A 17,297-nucleotide genomic window follows, 5' to 3' on the forward strand; every position below is an offset into this window, starting at 1 on the left:
TTTGGCTTTACCTTTTTGGCCAGTATTATCTTTTTAAAAATAGCCGATCGTATTCGCTATAGAAACGTCATTTTCATCCCAATTGTCGGATTGATGTTCGGAGGAATTTTAAATTCTATCACCACCTTTTTTGCCTATAAAGATGATATTGTTCAAAATGTAAACGCCTGGATGATGGGCGATTTTTCTGGTGTGCTTCAAGGCCAATACGAGTTGATTTACTTCAGTGTACCGGCCGTAGTGATGACCTACTTATATGCCAATAAGTTCACCCTAGTTGGCATGGGAGAGGACTTTTCGAAGAATTTAGGGTTGGATTACAGAGCAGTGATGAATATTGGATTATTTTGTGTATCCATAACTGTCAGCGTAGTAGTGCTCACCATTGGTACGATTCCATTTTTAGGACTGGTAGTGCCAAATATCGTAAGTGTACTCTTTGGGGATAATTTGAAGAACACCTTGCCTATAACAGCTATCTTTGGAGCGATCTTCCTTTTGATATGTGATATACTGGGTAGATTAATCATCTTTCCTTTTGAAATTCCAATAGGGATGACTGTAGGACTTATTGGAGGTGTTATTTTCTTAATCTTATTAATTAGACAAAGGACATGAGCACCACTACAAAAATATTGATCTTGGTCTCTCTTACCCTGTTGTTAAGCGGGTTATTCTTGTTATACAATCTACCTAATAATTGGGAGTATGCGCTGGAAAGAAGAGGGTTTAAGGTTGCCTCTATGCTTGTGGTAGGGTGCTGTATTGCCTATTCGTCAGTGGTTTTTCAGACCCTGACAAATAATAAAATTCTCACGCCGTCCATAATGGGGTTTGAGGCGGTTTATATGTTGTTTCAAACCGTCATAGTGTTCATTTACGGGGATCAAACTTTTCAGGTGATAAAGAATTCTGGAAACTTTTTTATCTCCGTGGGGCTGATGTTAGTTTTTGCGCTGCTTCTGTTTGTCTTAATTTTCAAAAAGGGAAGGAGCAATATGTATTTTTTGCTACTAACTGGACTTGTGCTTGGGACCATATTTACCACGATGAGTTCGTTTCTACAACTGGTGATTGACCCTAATGAGTTCCTGGTGGTGGAGCAAAAGATGTTTGCTTCCTTTAACAGAATGAACATTGATATCTTTTGGTATGCTTTAGGGTTTATGATCCTTTGTTTTGTTGTTGGATTTAGAAAACTAAAATATCTCGACCTTATCTCATTAGGTAGAGAAAATGCCATCAGTTTAGGATTGGATTACAACAAATCGATCAAATTTTATCTGTTCATTATCGCTGTATTAGTTGCCGTTTCTACCGCCTTGGTGGGGCCTTTAACCTTCCTGGGTATTTTGGTAACAAACCTAACATATGAATTGTTTAAAACATATAAACACAGCATCCTGATACCCTGTTGTTGTCTCATAAGCGGCGTGGCAATAGTAGGGGGGCAGTTTTTGGTAGAACAGGTATTTAATTTCAATACCACCATAAGTATCATTATTAATTTCATAGGAGGGCTATACTTTATGTTCCTTCTTTTAAAGGTTAGAAAGATATGATTAGTGTAGATAGCATTACTAAAAAATATTCCGAGCACACCGTTGTGGACCAGGTTTCTATTGAAATTCCCGAAGGAAAAATCACCTCGCTTATCGGTGCAAATGGCGCAGGTAAAAGTACATTGTTATCCATTATTTCCAGACTACTTAAGCAGAACAATGGAAATATCATGATCAATGATAAAAACTTAGAATCTTATAAGAGTAGAGCCTTAGCAAAACAGCTGTCTATATTAAAGCAGTCCAATCATTTGGAACTCAAACTAACCGTTCGTGAGCTGATAGGTTTTGGTCGGTTCCCATATTCCCAAGGAAAATTAACCAAAGACGATGAGGGTATAATAGATGAGGCTATCGAATTTTTAGACCTCGCTGATATCCAGCATAAATATATTGATCAACTCAGTGGTGGACAACGACAAAGAGCATTTCTAGCCCTAGTGGTGGCGCAGGATACGGATTATATATTGCTCGATGAACCCTTAAACAATCTGGACATGAAACACTCTGTTCAGATCATGAAGCGCTTAGAGCAACTATGCAAAGAAAAAGGAAAAACCATCATTATTGTGATTCACGAAATAAATTTTGCCTCACATTACTCAGATTATATAGTAGCGATGAAAAATGGGAAAATTATTCACTCTGGAGCAACGAAAGATATTATGAACCCGAAAGTGCTTGGAGAGGTGTTTGATATAGATTTTGAAATCATTCACAAATCAGGAAAACAGTTGTGTAATTACTTTTATTAGTGATGCAAATAAGCAGCATTATTAGAAGATATAAAAATGGCATTGTGTAAATTAAAATTAAATCTAATGAAAAATAGTATTAAATTATCCATACTGCTTTTGGCAGTCATTTTACTAAGTTGTAAAGAAAGTAAAAACAAAAATGACGTAGAGGTAGATACGCAAGTTCAGACCGTTGAAGTGACGCACGAATTAGGTACCGTGGAAGTTATTCAAAACCCTAAACGGGTAGTGGCCTTAGATTTTGCTTCCTTAGAAATGCTTGATTTATTAAAAGTAAAAGTTGTAGGAGCTCCAAAGGCTTCCTTGCCAGAACATTTGTCTAGATTTCAGGATGATACCTCAATTGTTGATCTTGGGAACTTGAAGGAGATTAATTTTGAGAAGCTTAACGAACTCGAGCCTGATGTGATTTTCTTATCCGGTCGTTTACAGAGCTCTTATGATGAAATTTCAAAAATCGCTCCTGCTGTATACACTGAAATTGATTATATTAATTACCTAGAATCCTTAAATGACATCAGCCAGATGTACGCCACCATATTTAATGATTCTCAAACGGTCCAGGATGCTTTGACAGGGTTAAAGCAAGATATTAACAACTTAAGGGATAAAGTAAACCAAACAGATAAACGTGCCTTGATTGTTCTTCATAACAAAGGACGATTTAGCGCCTATGGAAAGGGGTCTCGATTTGGTGTAATTCATGATGTATTTGGTATTAAAGAGACTGTTAAAGATTTAGAATCCAGTCGTCACGGGCAAAGTATATCCAATGAGTTTATCCAAAATGCCAATCCAGATTATCTCTATATCATCGATAGGAGCGCTGTGGTGGATAAGAATGCTACCAATAAGCAAGAGATTGAAAACAAACTTATCCAACAGACCAATGCCTATAAGAATGGTAATATTGTGTATTTGGATCCCCAGGTGTGGTATCTATCTGGAGGGGGTATCTATTCCCTGCATAAAATGATAGACGAGATTAGTACAAATTTATAACACTACAGAAGTGGATCAACCGAAAGCAACAATACGTAAGGTATTTGAATTCAAATCAAGGCAATTTATAACGCCTCATTATCTCAGAATTACCCTTAGCGGAGATGTGAGTGATTTTCAGCATTCTACCATTGGAGATAATAATAAAATATTTATACCGCCTAAAGGGGTTGATCAGGTGCAATTTCCAGTGATGGATCCTAGCTCTAAAAAATGGGTATATCCTCACTTAGAAAAGGTACCATCGGTGCGAACCTATACCCATAAGGGAGTTAATTTAGCAAAGAACGAACTCTATATAGATTTTGTATTTCACGGGGAGAATGGACCTGCCTCTTCTTGGGCAAAAAATGCTAAGTTAGGAGATAAACTAGGGGTGGCCATGAGAACGGCTCCAAAACAACTGTATCCCAGTGATGCAAATTGGTTTTTACTTGTTGGAGATGCAACGGCAATTCCGGTATTGGGTGCGATTTTAGAGGATCTTCCGCCATCGGCTCAGGGAATCTGTGTTATTCAAGTAGCCTCGAAGGAGGATATCCAAGAGCTATCCACAAAAGCTGCTATGGAGTTTCATTGGATTGTAGGGGATGCTATGGAGGATGAATCTCGACTTGTTCAGCGAGTTAAAGACATTACCATTGCTTCCAAATCCAAATTTGGATATGTTGCTTGTGAATTTTCTGCAGTGAAAGAAATCAGACGGTATTTGCGCAAAGAATTGAAATGGAGTTCTAATGAGCTTTACGCTTATTCCTATTGGAAGTTTGGAGTTGCGGAGGATCAGTCCGCTAGGGATCGTCAAGCTGAAAAAAAGACTATTGCTTAAAAAAATAAAACAGTTGAAAGCTTTGGCTATTCAACTGTTTTATTGGCTAAAAAAGGGTTTAGATTATTGTAGACCCCACTGTTCGATCATATCCTGTTGTTGGTTTTGTAACTCATCCCATCCAACGGTAGTGATTATATAAATGGTGTATGCAAGGTAAAGCAGGTTTAAAATTAAAACCACTAAGGAAACTGTTTTTGCAGTTTTCATGGCTTGAACACCATCGTAATTCTCTGGATTATTGGCTGCTTCTTTTAGCTTTTGGTTAGCCAAATAAAAGGCTATTGCAGCTGGGATAAATCCCAAACCTGCAAAGCAGCAGCAAAGGAAGCCTACTATTGATAGTACATATTGAATCGTCGGATTAAGTTTTTGTCTTTCCATATTAATTGTTAAAAGGGTTAAATTAGTTTAATGATATAACTTATGATGATGGTGGCAATAGTGAGTACTGCCAAATACATTTTTATATTAGTAGCATGTTTAAAGTTTATAAATGTAGAGAGCACTAGGAACAAAATAAAGCTCAGCAAGGGATAAATGGCGGGATACATCTTAAAGGCAGCTACAAATTCTCCTTTACCGATTAACAATAAAGACCGTTGTAATCCACATCCTGGGCACTCCATTCCAAATAGTGTTTTATTTAAACACGGAAGCATGAAGTTCTCAATATTGCTGCTTAATAATTGTACCATTTAACGTTGATGCCTGCATATCTTAGGTAAACTTATTAAAAAGTTGTGAATCTAACCCATTTCAAAGTATTATTTTTGTCTACTGTAAATAAAAAAAATACATTATGAGATTGTTCGCAATTATTTGTATTGTCGTTGGAGCCGCGATTATATTTCTAAGTGATGGTCGCACGAGTTATGATGGATATTTGAAAATTATAGGTTTTATATTTTTAATGTTCGGACTTTATAGGTGTACAAAATTTTGGGTTCAAGACAATCCAAGAGATCGTGGGCAAGAGGATGATTCTGATGACAATCAAGATCTAGCAGATAAAAATTAAGGAGTTCAATCCGTATTGGCCGATGAAAAAGTTTGAGATAGGAGCTAAAGTAGAGGTGTTGGACGAGGCGATAAAAGGTCATATTCTTTCTATCGACCACCGCAGTGCTATCATTGGTACTATTGATGGCTTCGAGATGGAATTTCCTCTGGATGAATTGATTGTTATAAAAGATGATGCGCTTCGGGTAAGTAATATGGAAGTGTTTCACGCCTTGTCAGAGAAACAATCAAACGTTAAAAAACGCTCTTTTGCCAAGAAGAAAAAGGAGAAGTATAGTCCTGCTATGGAAGTGGACTTGCACATTGATAAGCTTACAAACTCCTCTAAAAGAATGACAAATTTTGATATGCTTAACCTGCAACTTGATACCGCGAGAAGTCAATTGGAATTTGCTATTTCAAAAAGAATTCAAAGAATCGTTTTTATTCATGGAGTGGGTGAGGGGGTTTTAAAATCTGAACTCTACACCCTCTTCTCAAGATATGATGGTATCCAGTACTACGATGCTAATTACAGCGAGTATGGATTAGGTGCTACCGAGGTCTATATCGAGCAGCGTACCTTATAATATGACCTTGGTTGCAAGGAGCTGTGCAGGGTGAAAATCACCAGGCTACGTTTGCTTGCTCCCATCCAATTATAGCGGTCTTTCGAGGAGGCTCCCATTTATAACCACCGATCGCTCCAGTGGATTGAATAACGCGATGACATGGAATTAAAAAAGCAACGGGATTGCTACCAATGGCCGTACCTACAGCTCTAGCGGCTTTCGGGTTTTTAATTTGATTGGCTATCTTACCATAGGTGGATAGCCCACCGAAAGGAATTTTTAATAGGGCTTCCCAAACCTTTAATTGGAAATCTGTTGCCCTTAGGTGTAAGGAGATCTTTTCCAGGGAATCGGACTTATGATTAAAAAATTCAAGGGCGTTTTGATGTAGACTCACTGATTTTAACCCATAGGTGGCATTGGGAAATTCTGCTTTTAATGCTACAAGGGCTTTTGTCTGATCCTCATAAAAAGCCATATGGCAGATGCCTTTGGAGGTACTAGCCACTAACAGCCCTCCAAAAGGGCTTTGATAAAAATAATAGCTAATATGTAATTTGTCCCCGCCATTTTTAAATTCTCCAGGGGTCATTCCTTGTATGTTGACAAACAGGTCATGAAGACGCGCCGTCCCAGAGAGACCAAGGTCAAATGAAGTGTCAAAAAGGGTGGCCTGTCGATCTCTGAGCATACTTTTTGCGTGATTTAAACTTATGTACTGAAGGAATTTCTTCGGTGTGGTTCCAGCCCATTGTTTAAAGAGTCGTTGAAAGTGAAAGGGACTCAGGTGTACCAGGGCAGCGAGCTCTTCAAGACTTGGCTGCTTTTGAAAATTAGCATTTACATAGTGAATTACTTGAGCTATTCGATTGTAATCTAATTCTTTTTGTGTGTTCATTCTTTTGAAATTAACACCGTAAAGATCCCCTTTCACAAGGGTATAAAAAATACGATTCTTGCTTTTTTCTCTAAAAAGAGTAATTGCCCTTATTCATTCACTGGGTTTTCAATGGTATAGGTTCCAAAGATATACTCTTCTACATCGTATTTTATCTCTTCACTTCCGTTTTCTAATTGGAATCCATCAACAAAGCTAATCACACTGGTGTAGATCTGTTTGTAACTGTTTTTGCGTTTTATGATTTCATTCGTTCCAGCAACTGCCGTTACAGAAGTTAAGTAATTTGGAACAGCTACTCCATCGATTATGGTAGTGTCATTGGCTGGATTACCGTCCCCGTTTAGATCTTCATCAATGGTCAAAATCCCGTCGTTATCATCATCTGGATCCAAATGATTTGGAATGCCATCACCATCGGTGTCTCTAAATACTGGCACTCCATCGACAATATCAATCTCTTCAGAGGTTGGAACATTGTCCCCGTCATCATCTAAATCAAGGTAATCTGGGTAGGCATCACCATCGGTGTTTTGCGAGTTGGCCTTATCGATGGTTCCATCCTCTAGTACCACTGCACCTTCATCGGTAAAAGGAATACCATCTTCATCATCTTCGATTAAAGTAGTTACTACTTGGATCGTTCCACTTCGAGCATACCACTCTTCGGTAACTTGTGGTGTTGTTGGTGGAATGTTTTGGCAAAAGTAGTCTGAGCCAACTTTGTCATCAAAGATTCGATAGAGAACCTTTACGGAGGTATTATTGATGGTGAATCGAGTAGTGTCTATTTGGTTTTCAATTGAACTTAAAAAACTTCCGTCGTTTCCATTTATCTCTAGGATCAATGCCTCAGTTCCAGTTTCAGAGATCTTATACAGGGTAAGTTGCCCACAGGCATTGTCGATTTCAGTACTGTCAAAACTGAATTCTTCTATAACAAAATCACCGTCATCACAACTAAAGATAAACAGCGTTAGAACTAAAAATAAAATTTTCCGCATCACCTGAATTTTAAGCTTTAGCAAATGTAACACAACTCAGTTTATAACGAAATTTATTGTGAATAATTTTAATTAAAAGTAATTTTGCTGGCATGCAAAAAGTGTATTTAGATAGTGCTGCCACAACGCAGCCTAGACCAGAAGTAATCGCTAAAATGCAAGATGCATTGGTGAATTTTTACGGAAACCCTTCTTCCACACACAGTTTTGGTAGAGCGGCGAAAACTCAAATAGAGAAAGCTCGAAAGACCATTGCAAAGCAATTAAATGCAAGTCCTTCTGAAATCATTTTTACCTCTGGAGGCACAGAGGCGGATAATATGATTTTAACCAGTGCTGTCATTGATTTAGGTGTACAACACATCGTGACATCAAAAATTGAACATCATGCAGTATTACACACTGTTGAGGCCTTGCAAGCTACCTATGGAATAAAGGTTTCTTATGTGAACTTGGATGAATTTGGATCCCCGGACTTACAGGATCTAAAATCCCTATTACAAGCTAACACCGAGAAAACATTGGTGAGTTTGATGCATGTAAATAATGAAATTGGGAATATGATTGACATCGATGCTTTTGCAACATTGTGCAAGGAGCATCAGGTGTATTTTCATTCGGACACGGTACAGTCCATCGGTCATTGGGAGTGGGATTTGTCTAAAACTCCAGTTGATTTCTTAACCGCAGCGGCGCACAAATTTCATGGGCCTAAAGGGGTTGGGTTTGCCTTTATACGGAAGAATATCCCTTTAAAGCCAATGATTCATGGTGGAGAGCAAGAGCGAGGATTTAGAGCAGGAACGGAGCCCTTTCACAATATTGTGGGACTCGAGACAGCTTTTGTATTAGCCTATGAAAACCTAGAGGAGGAGCGAAACTATGTAAGGGAATTAAAAACATACTTTATAAGCCGTTTACAGCAAGAAATTCCTGGGATTAAATTTAATGGACATAGTGGTGATAGCGCAAAGAGTACCTATACACTGGTTAATGTGTGTTTACCACTTAGCCCAGAGAAAGGGGCATTGCTTTTGTTTCAACTCGATCTTAAAGGTATAAGCTGCTCTAAAGGAAGTGCATGTCAAAGTGGTAGCGATATGGGCTCTCATGTGCTCAATGAGATCCTGTCCAAAGAGGACTTGGATAAACCCTCCATCCGATTTTCCTTTTCCAAGTATAATACCAAGGAGGAGTTGGATTACGTAGTAAGTTGTTTAAAGCAATACATAGCCAACTAATCCATCGTTTATAACCTCTTAAAGACATCTTTTAGAAATGGATTCTTGTTTGCCTTTTATATGATCCTTTTTATTGGGTCAGGGGTGGACAGGAATCTTTAATACCTGTGTTTGTAGCACAACAAATATGGCCTTAAGTGTTCGCTATAGGAACACCATTTTTGTACGTTCAGCTGCTTAATTATTTGCTGTGCTTATTTCAATGGTTTTTCCAATTTTTTCACTAAAAATTATAAGAAGTGTAATATTTTGCTATCTTTAAAGCATAATTATAAGTTTACATTTTACTTTTTATTCTTTTGAAGAATTCCCTAAAACGTTTTAGGTTCCTTTAAATATAACTTTAATCGTAATTAATTATGAAGCAAAAGAAATACAATTCTTCTAGTTCAAGGAGGAAATTTATTAAAACCACAGCCCTTGCTTCTTCCTTTATGATCGTGCCTCGTCATGTTCTAGGGGGAGTAGGTTTTGTGGCACCTAGTGACCAACTTAATATTGCCGCCATTGGTGCAGGGGGTAAAGGACATTCCGATATTGTAAATGCCTCTGTGGGTGGAAGAGAACGTGTGATCGCACTGTGCGATGTCGATTTTTCTGGATCTGCAGCTAAAACCGTTGAAAAATTTCCTAAGGCTAAACTATATGCGGACTTTAGAGAAATGTTGGATAAAGAGAAAGATCTAGACGCTGTTACAATTTCGACGCCTGATCATGTTCACGGACCAGCAGCTAAGTATGCCATGGAACGTGGAAAACATGTGTATGTTCAAAAGCCGATGACCCACAATATCCGGGAGGCAAGAATGCTAACTGAGTTGGCTCGTGAGGAAAAAGTAGTTACCCAAATGGGGAACCAGGGTGCTTCCAATCCACTACATAAAATGGTACAAGGTTGGATCGACTCTGGTAAGCTTGGCAAAATATCCAAAGTAGAGGTGTGGACCAACAGACCAGTATGGCCACAAGGTGGTGCGATGCCTACGCCCGATCCTAGCCAGAAACCAAAGGCTTTGAATTGGGATTTGTGGTTAGGTCCAGCTAAGCAAACTCCCTACATACCAAACATCCATCCCTTTAATTGGCGTGGTTGGTGGGATTACGGAACAGGTGCGCTTGGCGATGTAGGTTGTCATTTAATTGATATTCCTTTTAGATCACTAGGTTTGATGTATCCTACCGCTGCCGAATGTAGTGTCAGTTCTGTATACTCGCAAATGTGGACACCAGATTATCATCCAGAAGGTTGTCCTCCTTCCTCGTTTATTACATTAAATTTTGATGCGACAGAGAAATCCAATTCACCCATTGTTATGACCTGGAGTGATGGCGGAATTCGTCCTTCACATCCAGATATTATACCAGCCGATAGTGATATCGGTGGTAGCGCAAGTGCAAATGGTGTTTTAATTCACGGTGAAAATGGGATCATTTCAACGAACATTAATGATAGCTCCCCCATGATGCCGAAGTTATACCTAAATGACGGTACTACTGATTTTGGACCAGAGGGCGATGTGATGGAAGAACCAGAATATGGACATCAGCGTAAATGGATAGAGGCTTGTAAGGCCGGATTTAACAGTAAAGAACACAAAGCGTTGACTTCTTCATTTGATTATGCTGGTCCTATGACCGAAACTGTTCTAATGGGCAACTTAGCCATACGCAGTTATATGCTGCGAAAAGAGACTGGTAATAAGGTTCAGTATTATGGTCGTAAAAAACTACTTTGGGATGGTGATAATATGACCATTACCAACCTGGAGGAGGCTAATCAATTTGTAACCAGACAATACCGTAAGGGCTGGGAGATGTAACGCACCTTAATTGGATATAAACAAATGCGGAATCTTTTTTTAAGGTTCCGCATTTGTTGCACTATGGGTTTGGATGATCCGCCTGTTGTTTAACTTCACAACTTGGATGGTGCGTCACAGAAAAATTAACGGAATTTGCGATAAAGCATTTTTTATTTGCTTGGTCGTGGAGCTCAAGCGCTTTGTCAATCATTGACTTTTCACTAACTATAACCTTTGGATTTAACCTTACTAAGGTAAATTTCCCACCCCCCTCACTGCTTTCTTCCATCGTACCTGTCGCCTGATCCGTATATTGGGTTACCTGAACCCCATTTACAGCACAGAGGTGTAGGTACCATAGCATATGACAGGCGGAAAGCGAGGATAGCAATAGCTCCTCTGGATTGTATTTAGCCGGATCCCCTCTAAAGGACGGATCGGAAGATCCATGGATGATGGGTTTGCCGGTTGTCTCTATGGTATGACTTCTTTGAAAAGCCTTGTAATTACTGGTGCCCGTTCCCTGATTTCCTGTCCAGGTTAAGGTGGTAGTGTAATGGTGCAATTTGTTCATTATTATAAAGGCGTTTAAATTTAAATACTATATTCTTGACCTCCCCACCATGTTTCCATCCACCGATCTGCAATTTCCTGGCCCACTATAGGCTTATCCACTACTAAAATTAACTGGTTTTGGTGATCGCTGTATTGGTGTAGGATCTTCACCTTTGCCTGGGCTAATTCTGTACAAAATCTTCCTAATTGCCCAGGGATATCTTGCCTAAGTTTTAAAATTAGAACCGGGTGTATTCCAAGGACTTTAATGCCATGACTTTGCAGTGTAAATTTAGCTTTTTCAGCATTTTCTACCAAAAAATGAGCAATGCAGGTATCGCCTACTGTAAAGGTGCCTCCACCTTCTAAGCTAATGTTATTCTCTCCTAATAATTGGCCGAATTGAGCGAGCTGTCCGACCTTGTTCTCAAGTAAAATTTCTAAATCTTTCATGAATAGTGTTTTTTATTTTTGGTAAAATTAAATTATGTTTTACATTTATGATTCATTTAATAATGAAGTATGAATGAAAAGCATTTTGTCCATTTAATGGCTTTAGTCTGCGAGCCTGTCAGAGCCAAAGTGTTGTGGAAGCTCCTTGATGGGAGGGCTTATACCGCGACCGAGCTTGCCCATTGGGTCGATGTTTCCCCGACATCTATGAGCAATCACCTTCTTAAATTACGCAAAGGTGGCGTTTTAAAAGTGGTACGATCTGGCCGTTATCGTTATTATAGCTTTGCAAACTCTCAGGTGGCCTATGCTGTTGAGTCGTTAGCTAATTTGGTACCAGCGGGCGTAGATGAAAAGCAAAATAGTAACGGGGCTACTACTGGCGTGACCTACTGCAGGAGCTGTTATGATCACTTAGCGGGATATGTTGGTGTCGCTATTACAGAAGCCATCGTTAAACGAGGGTTCCTAAAGCCAAGTGGTAAGGATTTTTTAGTCAGTGCAAAAGGTTGGGAATGGTTGGCTTTAATAGGCATCGATAAATCTTATTTTTTAAACAGCCGAAGACCGCTTGCTAGACAATGTTTAGATTGGTCGGAGCGTCGCCCTCATTTAGCAGGTCATCTCGGAGCGGCTTTATTAGAAAAAGGTCGTAAAAACCAATGGTTTAAACCAGTCAAGTTTTCAAGGGAGCTCATTGTTACCTCTAAGGGTCGCCAAGAGCTATACACTTTACTAGAATTGGATTTTCAGTAATAGTCTAATTAATACTTACTATAGTATTTCCTATTTATTTCTGTATATTTAACTTTTTAAACCCTATAGAAATGAAAAAGATTGGACTTATTATCTTAGCCATATTAGTGCTTGGAATTGGTGGATATTTCCTTTTAAACGAAAGAACAAGTTGGGCAGATTCGCAAACCTTAGAAGGCTATGACAGCAAAGCTGCCGCAGAACAAACTCCTGTGGAGAGTTTTGACACCCCAGTGCCTGCAGTGCAACAACCTGTTCAAAGCGCAACTGGTGTAAATCCACCACACGGCCAGCCTGGACATCGATGTGATATTGCTGTTGGTGCGCCACTGGGAGGAAATACCATGCTTAATAATGATGCATCGGTTACCCTAAATCCTGCTCATGGACAACCTGGACACCGATGTGATATCGCCGTGGGCGCTCCTCTGCCAAATAGTTAAACCTAGCTAAAAAACAATAAATATAAAATGTAAAACCCCGATTTCTAAGATCGGGGTTTTACAAATAACTGGTTAGTGGTTGTTTAGATAATAGTCGATTGACCGTAATCGATATTTTCTTGGTTGTAATTAGTAACTTCTTCTGAGTTAGCTATATAGTCTGCAATAAAATCACCAACCTTTGTAGTGGTGTATTTGCTGCTAGGATCTAAATCAGTGGTAACAACCTTTAGTTCTAACGCTTTTTCAACGGCATTGTGAATTGCCTTGGCTTCTTCGTAGAGTTTAAAATGCTCTAATAACATAGCAGCCGAAAGTATCGATGCGATCGGGTTTGCAATGTCTTTTCCTTTGGCTTGTGGGAAAGAGCCATGTATTGGTTCGAACATAGAATGATCCTCTCCAACTGAAGCAGAAGCTAACAATCCTATGGACCCTCCAATTACACTACCTTCGTCAGATATAATATCACCAAACATGTTCTCTGTTAAAATCACATCGAACTGATTTGGATTTAGAATCATCTGCATGGCAGCATTGTCTACAAATAGAAAATCCAGGGTGATATCTGGGTAGCTTTCCGCTATTTTTGTGACCACCTTTCTCCACAAACGAGAAGTTTCAAGGACATTAGCCTTATCAACTAGTGTTAATTTTTTCTTTCTTGCACGCGCGGCTTTAAAGGCTAGGTGTGCGATTCTTTCAATTTCAAAATCGGAGTACTCGCATAAGTCTGATGCTACTGTACCCTCTTTATTTAATTTTTTCTCCCCAAAATAAATTCCTCCGGTGAGTTCTCTATAAATGGTAAGGTCTGTTCCTTTGATACGCTCCTCTTTTAACGGAGATTTATCAATAAGAGTAGGGTAGGCCTTAATAGGACGAATGTTTGTAAAAAGACCTAAGGACTTTCTAAGTTTTAAAAGCCCTTGCTCAGGACGTACCTTTGCAGAGGGGTCATTGTCGTATTTAGGATCACCAATCGCTCCAAAAAGCACCGCATCTGTTTCAAGACATACCTTTAGGGTTTTCTCTGGTAGCGGATCCCCAGTTTGATCAATGGCAGCAGCGCCTACCACTGCTTCCTTAAATGTGAAGTTATGATTATAAACCTCACCTATAGCCTCTAATGTTTTAATGGCTTGTTGCGTAACCTCAGGCCCAATACCATCACCAGCAAGTACTGCAATATTTAAATCCATAAATCTTGTATTATATAGTTCTTGAAGCTTCGTAGGCTTCAATTTTATCCTTGTTGCTCACCAAAAAGTCGATGTCATCATACCCGTTGATTAGACACATTTTTTTGTAGGCATCGATCTCAAATGATTGTTTGATATCTGTTCCTTTAAGGGCAATATATTGTTCTTCTAGATTGACTATTAGTTCAGCGCTCGGATCGTTTTGTATGCGCTCTAATATGTTTTTTAAAACCGCTGGGCTCACTTGGATGGGCACCAAACCATTGTTCAGTGCATTTCCTTTAAAGATATCGGCAAAGTAGCTCGATACGATGACCTTAAACCCATAATCTGCAAGCGCCCAAGCAGCATGTTCTCGGCTACTCCCACAACCGAAATTATCTCCTGCCACTAGGATTTGCCCCTTAAAGGTTGGATTGTTTAATACAAAATCGGTGTTGATACTTGAATCGCTGTTATAACGCCAATCCCTAAAGAGGTTTTCACCAAAACCAAGTTTACTGGTGGCCTTTAAAAAACGGGCCGGTATAATTTGATCGGTGTCTATGTTTTCTATCGGCAATGGTACTGCCGTTGTGGTAAGTGTTTTAAATTTCTCCATTTTTCTACCTGTAATCCAGTACTATTTTTCCAATTATACCAATTCCAATTCTTCTATCTCTTGGGTTACATCAACGATCTTTCCAGCAATTGCAGTTGCTACGGCAACTAATGGACTTGCTAGAATAGTTCGAGCTCCTTGACCTTGTCTACCTTCAAAGTTTCTATTGGAGGTGGATACACAGTATTCACCAGCTGGTATCTTATCCTCATTCATACCCAAACATGCCGAGCAACCACTTTGTCTGATTTCAAACCCTGCTGCCTCAAAGGCATCTTGAATACCTTCTTCTTTAATTTGTTTGGCTACTTGCTGGGAACCAGGAACAATAAGAGCGTTCACATTTGGTGCTTTTTGTTTTCCTTTAATATAATTTGCTGCAATACGAAAATCTTCAATTCTAGAGTTTGTACAGCTACCGATAAAGACGTAATTAATAGGTTTCCCTAGAAGTTTTTCGCCCTTTTTAAGCCCCATATATTCTAATGATTTTTCAAAAGAAACATCATTTTTCTCTGGAATAGCATCTGTAATTTTCATTCCCATTCCTGGGTTGGTACCATAGGTAACCATTGGTTCTATTTCACTGGCATCAAAACTGTATTCTTTATCAAAGCTTGCATCGGCATCCGTTGGAAGTGTTTTCCAATAAGCCACCATTTTATCAAAGTCCTCTCCTTTAGGTGCAAACTCACGTCCTTTCACGTATTGATAGGTGGTTTGATCAGGGGCGATCATTCCTCCACGAGCACCCATTTCAATACTCATATTACAAACGGTCATACGGCCTTCCATTGTCATATTTTCAAAAACATCACCGGCATACTCTACAAAATAACCTGTTCCAGAATTGGTACCTAACTGCGCTATGATGTAAAGGATGACATCTTTGGGAAGCACCCCTTTTTTTAGCTTACCATTTACGCTTATGCGCATGGATTTTGGTTTTGATATCAAAAGGCATTGACTGGCAAAAACCTGAGCAACTTGACTGGTTCCAATACCAAAGGCAATGGTTCCAAAGGCCCCGTGAGTAGAGGTGTGGCTATCACCGCAAACCATAGTCATCCCAGGTTGTGTGATGCCAAGTTCAGGTGCGATTACGTGAACAATCCCCTGGTAAGGATGTCCAAGTCCATATAATGTAACATTGTGTTTGTCACAATTTTTAGATAGCATTTCTACCTGTTTTTTAGACAAAAGATCTTGGATTGGTAGATGCTGATCCTTAGTTGGCACATTGTGATCCGCAGTGGCAACTATTTGATCTTTTCTAAAAAGAGGAATGTTGCGCTGTTCGAGCTCATCAAATGCCTGAGGGCTAGTTACCTCGTGTATTAAATGTTTGTCAATATATAATATTTGTGGGCCGTTGTCCACCTGATGAACCACATGTTGGTCCCAAACTTTATCAAATAATGTTTTTCCCATTACCTTCCCTTACGCTATTGCTTTTATATCAATTTTACTAATTTGAATGATCTGATGTATATCTTGATCCAGTACTTCTTTTTTGGTATCAGCAAAGGTTAAAAATTCATCATATACTTTGTCTAATTGCAACTTGGTTAATTCATAACCAACCTTTTTAGCGCGGTAAGCTAAAGCGGCTCTACCACTCCTTGCCGTTAATACGATGGAAGATTCATTTACTCCTACTTCTGCAGGATCTATGATCTCATAAGTCTCTCTATTTTTAATAACGCCATCTTGATGGATTCCAGAACTGTGTGCAAAGGCATTCGCTCCTACAATTGCTTTGTTGGGCTGAACCATCATTCCCATATGTTCAGAGACCATTCTACTGGTGTCGTACAATAGTTTTGAGTTAATTCCTGTATCTAGGCCTAGGTTTGGATGTTGCCTCATGATCATCACCACTTCTTCTAAAGAGGTGTTTCCAGCTCTTTCACCAATACCATTTATGGTACATTCGATTTGACGAGCACCATTGACAACACCTGCGATAGAGTTGGCTGTTGCAAGTCCAAGATCATTATGACAATGGCATGATAAAATAGCCTTGTCAATACCAGTGACATTTTCTTTTAGGTATTTTATCTTTGCTCCATACTCCTCTGGAAGACAGTATCCTGTTGTGTCAGGAATATTTAGAACGGTTGCTCCTGCTTTTATAACGGCCTCACATACACGTGCTAAGAATTCATTGTCTGTACGCCCTGCATCCTCAGCATAAAACTCCACATCTTCTACAAAGCTTTTTGCATACTTTACTGCTGCAACTGCGCGCTCTATAATATCTTCAGGAGTGGATTTGAATTTGTATTTTATGTGTGATTCAGAGGTTCCGATACCAGTATGAATACGCGGTCTAACAGCGCCCTTAATGGCCTCTGCAGCTACTTCAATATCTTTTCGAACCGATCGCGTTAAGCCACAAACAGTGGCGTTTTTTACTACTTTTGAAATCTCAACCACTGATTTGAAATCGCCAGGACTAGAAATGGGAAACCCAGCTTCTATCACATCGACTCCCAACTCATCAAGACGCTTGGCAATGATAAGCTTTTGTTCTGTGTTCAACTTACATCCAGGGACCTGTTCTCCGTCTCTTAATGTGGTGTCAAAGATTTGGACTTTTTCTTTACTCATCTTG

At 39.3% G+C, this 17,297-nt stretch carries 21 protein-coding genes; 11 read left to right on the top strand and 10 right to left on the bottom strand.

From position 1 onward, the window contains the following. The 5 genes from VKY50_RS03430 to VKY50_RS03450 form a co-directional block, all read left to right on the top strand. Positions 1 to 618: iron chelate uptake ABC transporter family permease subunit (locus tag VKY50_RS03430; RefSeq protein WP_324298876.1), on the top strand; the 618-nt coding region annotated here is incomplete at its 5' end. Then, complete coding sequence (locus tag VKY50_RS03435; RefSeq protein WP_324298878.1) at positions 615 to 1,562, top strand: iron chelate uptake ABC transporter family permease subunit; 948 nt, start codon at positions 615 to 617, stop codon at positions 1,560 to 1,562. The genes VKY50_RS03430 and VKY50_RS03435, both read left to right, overlap by 4 nt. Beyond that, positions 1,559 to 2,317 (top strand): iron ABC transporter ATP-binding protein, encoded by a 759-nt coding sequence (locus VKY50_RS03440; RefSeq protein WP_324298880.1) that lies wholly within the window; start codon positions 1,559 to 1,561, stop codon positions 2,315 to 2,317. The genes VKY50_RS03435 and VKY50_RS03440 overlap by 4 nt, the downstream gene beginning before the upstream one ends. 66 nt (positions 2,318 to 2,383) lie before the next feature. Continuing rightward, positions 2,384 to 3,322 carry a siderophore ABC transporter substrate-binding protein gene (locus VKY50_RS03445; protein ID WP_324298882.1) on the top strand — a complete coding sequence of 313 codons (939 nt, stop codon included), beginning with the start codon at positions 2,384 to 2,386 and terminating at the stop codon, positions 3,320 to 3,322. Positions 3,323 to 3,332: 10 nt separating this feature from the next. Further along, positions 3,333 to 4,151 carry a siderophore-interacting protein gene (locus VKY50_RS03450; protein WP_324298884.1) on the top strand — a complete coding sequence of 273 codons (819 nt, stop codon included), beginning with the start codon at positions 3,333 to 3,335 and terminating at the stop codon, positions 4,149 to 4,151. A gap of 63 nt (positions 4,152 to 4,214) precedes the next feature. On the opposite strand, the gene VKY50_RS03455 is transcribed toward VKY50_RS03450, so the two are convergent. Together VKY50_RS03455 and VKY50_RS03460 are read right to left on the bottom strand one after the other, a co-directional pair. Beyond that, on the bottom strand, positions 4,215 to 4,535 hold the full coding sequence (locus tag VKY50_RS03455; protein WP_324298886.1) for a CCC motif membrane protein: 321 nt from the start codon (positions 4,533 to 4,535) through the stop codon (positions 4,215 to 4,217). A gap of 17 nt (positions 4,536 to 4,552) precedes the next feature. After that, positions 4,553 to 4,849 carry a DUF2752 domain-containing protein gene (locus tag VKY50_RS03460; protein ID WP_324298888.1) on the bottom strand — a complete coding sequence of 99 codons (297 nt, stop codon included), beginning with the start codon at positions 4,847 to 4,849 and terminating at the stop codon, positions 4,553 to 4,555. A 104-nt stretch (positions 4,850 to 4,953) separates the two neighbouring features. Here VKY50_RS03460 and VKY50_RS03465 point away from each other — a divergent pair, with 104 nt between their 5' ends. Continuing rightward, entirely contained in the window at positions 4,954 to 5,172 is a 219-nt protein-coding gene (locus VKY50_RS03465) for a hypothetical protein (RefSeq protein ID WP_324298890.1), read from the top strand. A 22-nt stretch (positions 5,173 to 5,194) separates the two neighbouring features. After that, the gene (locus VKY50_RS03470) at positions 5,195 to 5,743 is read left to right on the top strand and encodes a Smr/MutS family protein (protein WP_324298892.1); all 549 of its coding nucleotides are present in this window, start codon (positions 5,195 to 5,197) and stop codon (positions 5,741 to 5,743) included. 37 nt (positions 5,744 to 5,780) lie between these two features. On the opposite strand, the gene VKY50_RS03475 is transcribed toward VKY50_RS03470, so the two are convergent. Both VKY50_RS03475 and VKY50_RS03480 read right to left on the bottom strand, forming a co-directional pair. Further along, positions 5,781 to 6,623, bottom strand: coding sequence for a methylated-DNA--[protein]-cysteine S-methyltransferase (locus VKY50_RS03475; RefSeq protein WP_324298894.1), 843 nt, complete (start codon positions 6,621 to 6,623; stop codon positions 5,781 to 5,783). A gap of 89 nt (positions 6,624 to 6,712) precedes the next feature. Next, the gene (locus VKY50_RS03480; RefSeq protein ID WP_324298896.1) at positions 6,713 to 7,627 is read right to left on the bottom strand and encodes a hypothetical protein; all 915 of its coding nucleotides are present in this window, start codon (positions 7,625 to 7,627) and stop codon (positions 6,713 to 6,715) included. Positions 7,628 to 7,719: 92 nt separating this feature from the next. On the opposite strand from VKY50_RS03480, the gene VKY50_RS03485 reads away from it, so the two are divergent. Together VKY50_RS03485 and VKY50_RS03490 are read left to right on the top strand one after the other, a co-directional pair. Then, positions 7,720 to 8,868, top strand: a complete 1,149-nt coding sequence (locus VKY50_RS03485) for a cysteine desulfurase family protein (protein ID WP_324298898.1) — start codon at positions 7,720 to 7,722, stop codon at positions 8,866 to 8,868. Between the two features lie 359 nt (positions 8,869 to 9,227). Next, positions 9,228 to 10,688, top strand: a complete 1,461-nt coding sequence (locus VKY50_RS03490; RefSeq protein WP_324298900.1) for a Gfo/Idh/MocA family protein — start codon at positions 9,228 to 9,230, stop codon at positions 10,686 to 10,688. Between the two features lie 61 nt (positions 10,689 to 10,749). Here the strand turns inward: VKY50_RS03490 and VKY50_RS03495 are convergent, their stop codons facing one another. Then, a complete protein-coding gene (locus VKY50_RS03495) occupies positions 10,750 to 11,244 on the bottom strand; it encodes an OsmC family protein (RefSeq protein WP_324298902.1) in 495 nt (164 codons plus the stop codon). A gap of 20 nt (positions 11,245 to 11,264) precedes the next feature. Continuing rightward, positions 11,265 to 11,678 carry an amino acid-binding ACT domain-containing protein gene (locus tag VKY50_RS03500; RefSeq protein WP_324298904.1) on the bottom strand — a complete coding sequence of 138 codons (414 nt, stop codon included), beginning with the start codon at positions 11,676 to 11,678 and terminating at the stop codon, positions 11,265 to 11,267. A gap of 69 nt (positions 11,679 to 11,747) precedes the next feature. On the opposite strand from VKY50_RS03500, the gene VKY50_RS03505 reads away from it, so the two are divergent. Next, the gene (locus tag VKY50_RS03505; RefSeq protein WP_324298906.1) at positions 11,748 to 12,434 is read left to right on the top strand and encodes an ArsR/SmtB family transcription factor; all 687 of its coding nucleotides are present in this window, start codon (positions 11,748 to 11,750) and stop codon (positions 12,432 to 12,434) included. Positions 12,435 to 12,505: 71 nt separating this feature from the next. Continuing rightward, positions 12,506 to 12,877 carry a hypothetical protein gene (locus VKY50_RS03510; protein ID WP_324298908.1) on the top strand — a complete coding sequence of 124 codons (372 nt, stop codon included), beginning with the start codon at positions 12,506 to 12,508 and terminating at the stop codon, positions 12,875 to 12,877. An 83-nt stretch (positions 12,878 to 12,960) separates the two neighbouring features. Here VKY50_RS03510 and leuB read toward each other — a convergent pair whose 3' ends face one another. From leuB to VKY50_RS03530, 4 genes are read right to left on the bottom strand one after another with little or no spacing between them, the layout of a single operon-like run. Continuing rightward, positions 12,961 to 14,079 (bottom strand): 3-isopropylmalate dehydrogenase, encoded by a 1,119-nt coding sequence (gene leuB, locus VKY50_RS03515; protein ID WP_324298910.1) that lies wholly within the window; start codon positions 14,077 to 14,079, stop codon positions 12,961 to 12,963. 10 nt (positions 14,080 to 14,089) lie between these two features. Continuing rightward, the gene (gene leuD, locus VKY50_RS03520) at positions 14,090 to 14,680 is read right to left on the bottom strand and encodes a 3-isopropylmalate dehydratase small subunit (RefSeq protein ID WP_324298912.1); all 591 of its coding nucleotides are present in this window, start codon (positions 14,678 to 14,680) and stop codon (positions 14,090 to 14,092) included. Between the two features lie 33 nt (positions 14,681 to 14,713). Beyond that, positions 14,714 to 16,111 carry a 3-isopropylmalate dehydratase large subunit gene (leuC, locus tag VKY50_RS03525; protein ID WP_324298913.1) on the bottom strand — a complete coding sequence of 466 codons (1,398 nt, stop codon included), beginning with the start codon at positions 16,109 to 16,111 and terminating at the stop codon, positions 14,714 to 14,716. 9 nt (positions 16,112 to 16,120) lie between these two features. Further along, positions 16,121 to 17,293 (bottom strand): 2-isopropylmalate synthase, encoded by a 1,173-nt coding sequence (locus VKY50_RS03530; protein WP_324298915.1) that lies wholly within the window; start codon positions 17,291 to 17,293, stop codon positions 16,121 to 16,123. Between the last annotated feature and the right edge of the window lie 4 nt (positions 17,294 to 17,297).

The organism is Galbibacter sp. (genome assembly GCF_035306585.1).
Taxonomy (GTDB): Bacteria; Bacteroidota; Bacteroidia; order Flavobacteriales; family Flavobacteriaceae; genus Galbibacter.

What these genes read in the sequence shown, in the direction of transcription:
- VKY50_RS03435 (WP_324298878.1), top strand. Translation starts at nt 615, where the DNA reads ATGAGCACCACTACAAAAATATTGATCTTGGTCTCTCTTACCCTGTTG.
- VKY50_RS03440 (WP_324298880.1), top strand. Translation starts at nt 1,559, where the DNA reads ATGATTAGTGTAGATAGCATTACTAAAAAATATTCCGAGCACACCGTT.
- VKY50_RS03445 (WP_324298882.1), top strand. Translation starts at nt 2,384, where the DNA reads ATGAAAAATAGTATTAAATTATCCATACTGCTTTTGGCAGTCATTTTA.
- VKY50_RS03455 (WP_324298886.1), bottom strand. Translation starts at nt 4,535, where the DNA reads ATGGAAAGACAAAAACTTAATCCGACGATTCAATATGTACTATCAATA.
- VKY50_RS03460 (WP_324298888.1), bottom strand. Translation starts at nt 4,849, where the DNA reads ATGGTACAATTATTAAGCAGCAATATTGAGAACTTCATGCTTCCGTGT.
- VKY50_RS03465 (WP_324298890.1), top strand. Translation starts at nt 4,954, where the DNA reads ATGAGATTGTTCGCAATTATTTGTATTGTCGTTGGAGCCGCGATTATA.
- VKY50_RS03470 (WP_324298892.1), top strand. Translation starts at nt 5,195, where the DNA reads ATGAAAAAGTTTGAGATAGGAGCTAAAGTAGAGGTGTTGGACGAGGCG.
- VKY50_RS03475 (WP_324298894.1), bottom strand. Translation starts at nt 6,623, where the DNA reads ATGAACACACAAAAAGAATTAGATTACAATCGAATAGCTCAAGTAATT.
- VKY50_RS03480 (WP_324298896.1), bottom strand. Translation starts at nt 7,627, where the DNA reads ATGCGGAAAATTTTATTTTTAGTTCTAACGCTGTTTATCTTTAGTTGT.
- VKY50_RS03485 (WP_324298898.1), top strand. Translation starts at nt 7,720, where the DNA reads ATGCAAAAAGTGTATTTAGATAGTGCTGCCACAACGCAGCCTAGACCA.
- VKY50_RS03490 (WP_324298900.1), top strand. Translation starts at nt 9,228, where the DNA reads ATGAAGCAAAAGAAATACAATTCTTCTAGTTCAAGGAGGAAATTTATT.
- VKY50_RS03495 (WP_324298902.1), bottom strand. Translation starts at nt 11,244, where the DNA reads ATGAACAAATTGCACCATTACACTACCACCTTAACCTGGACAGGAAAT.
- VKY50_RS03500 (WP_324298904.1), bottom strand. Translation starts at nt 11,678, where the DNA reads ATGAAAGATTTAGAAATTTTACTTGAGAACAAGGTCGGACAGCTCGCT.
- VKY50_RS03505 (WP_324298906.1), top strand. Translation starts at nt 11,748, where the DNA reads ATGAATGAAAAGCATTTTGTCCATTTAATGGCTTTAGTCTGCGAGCCT.
- VKY50_RS03510 (WP_324298908.1), top strand. Translation starts at nt 12,506, where the DNA reads ATGAAAAAGATTGGACTTATTATCTTAGCCATATTAGTGCTTGGAATT.
- leuB (WP_324298910.1), bottom strand. Translation starts at nt 14,079, where the DNA reads ATGGATTTAAATATTGCAGTACTTGCTGGTGATGGTATTGGGCCTGAG.
- leuD (WP_324298912.1), bottom strand. Translation starts at nt 14,680, where the DNA reads ATGGAGAAATTTAAAACACTTACCACAACGGCAGTACCATTGCCGATA.
- leuC (WP_324298913.1), bottom strand. Translation starts at nt 16,111, where the DNA reads ATGGGAAAAACATTATTTGATAAAGTTTGGGACCAACATGTGGTTCAT.
- VKY50_RS03530 (WP_324298915.1), bottom strand. Translation starts at nt 17,293, where the DNA reads ATGAGTAAAGAAAAAGTCCAAATCTTTGACACCACATTAAGAGACGGA.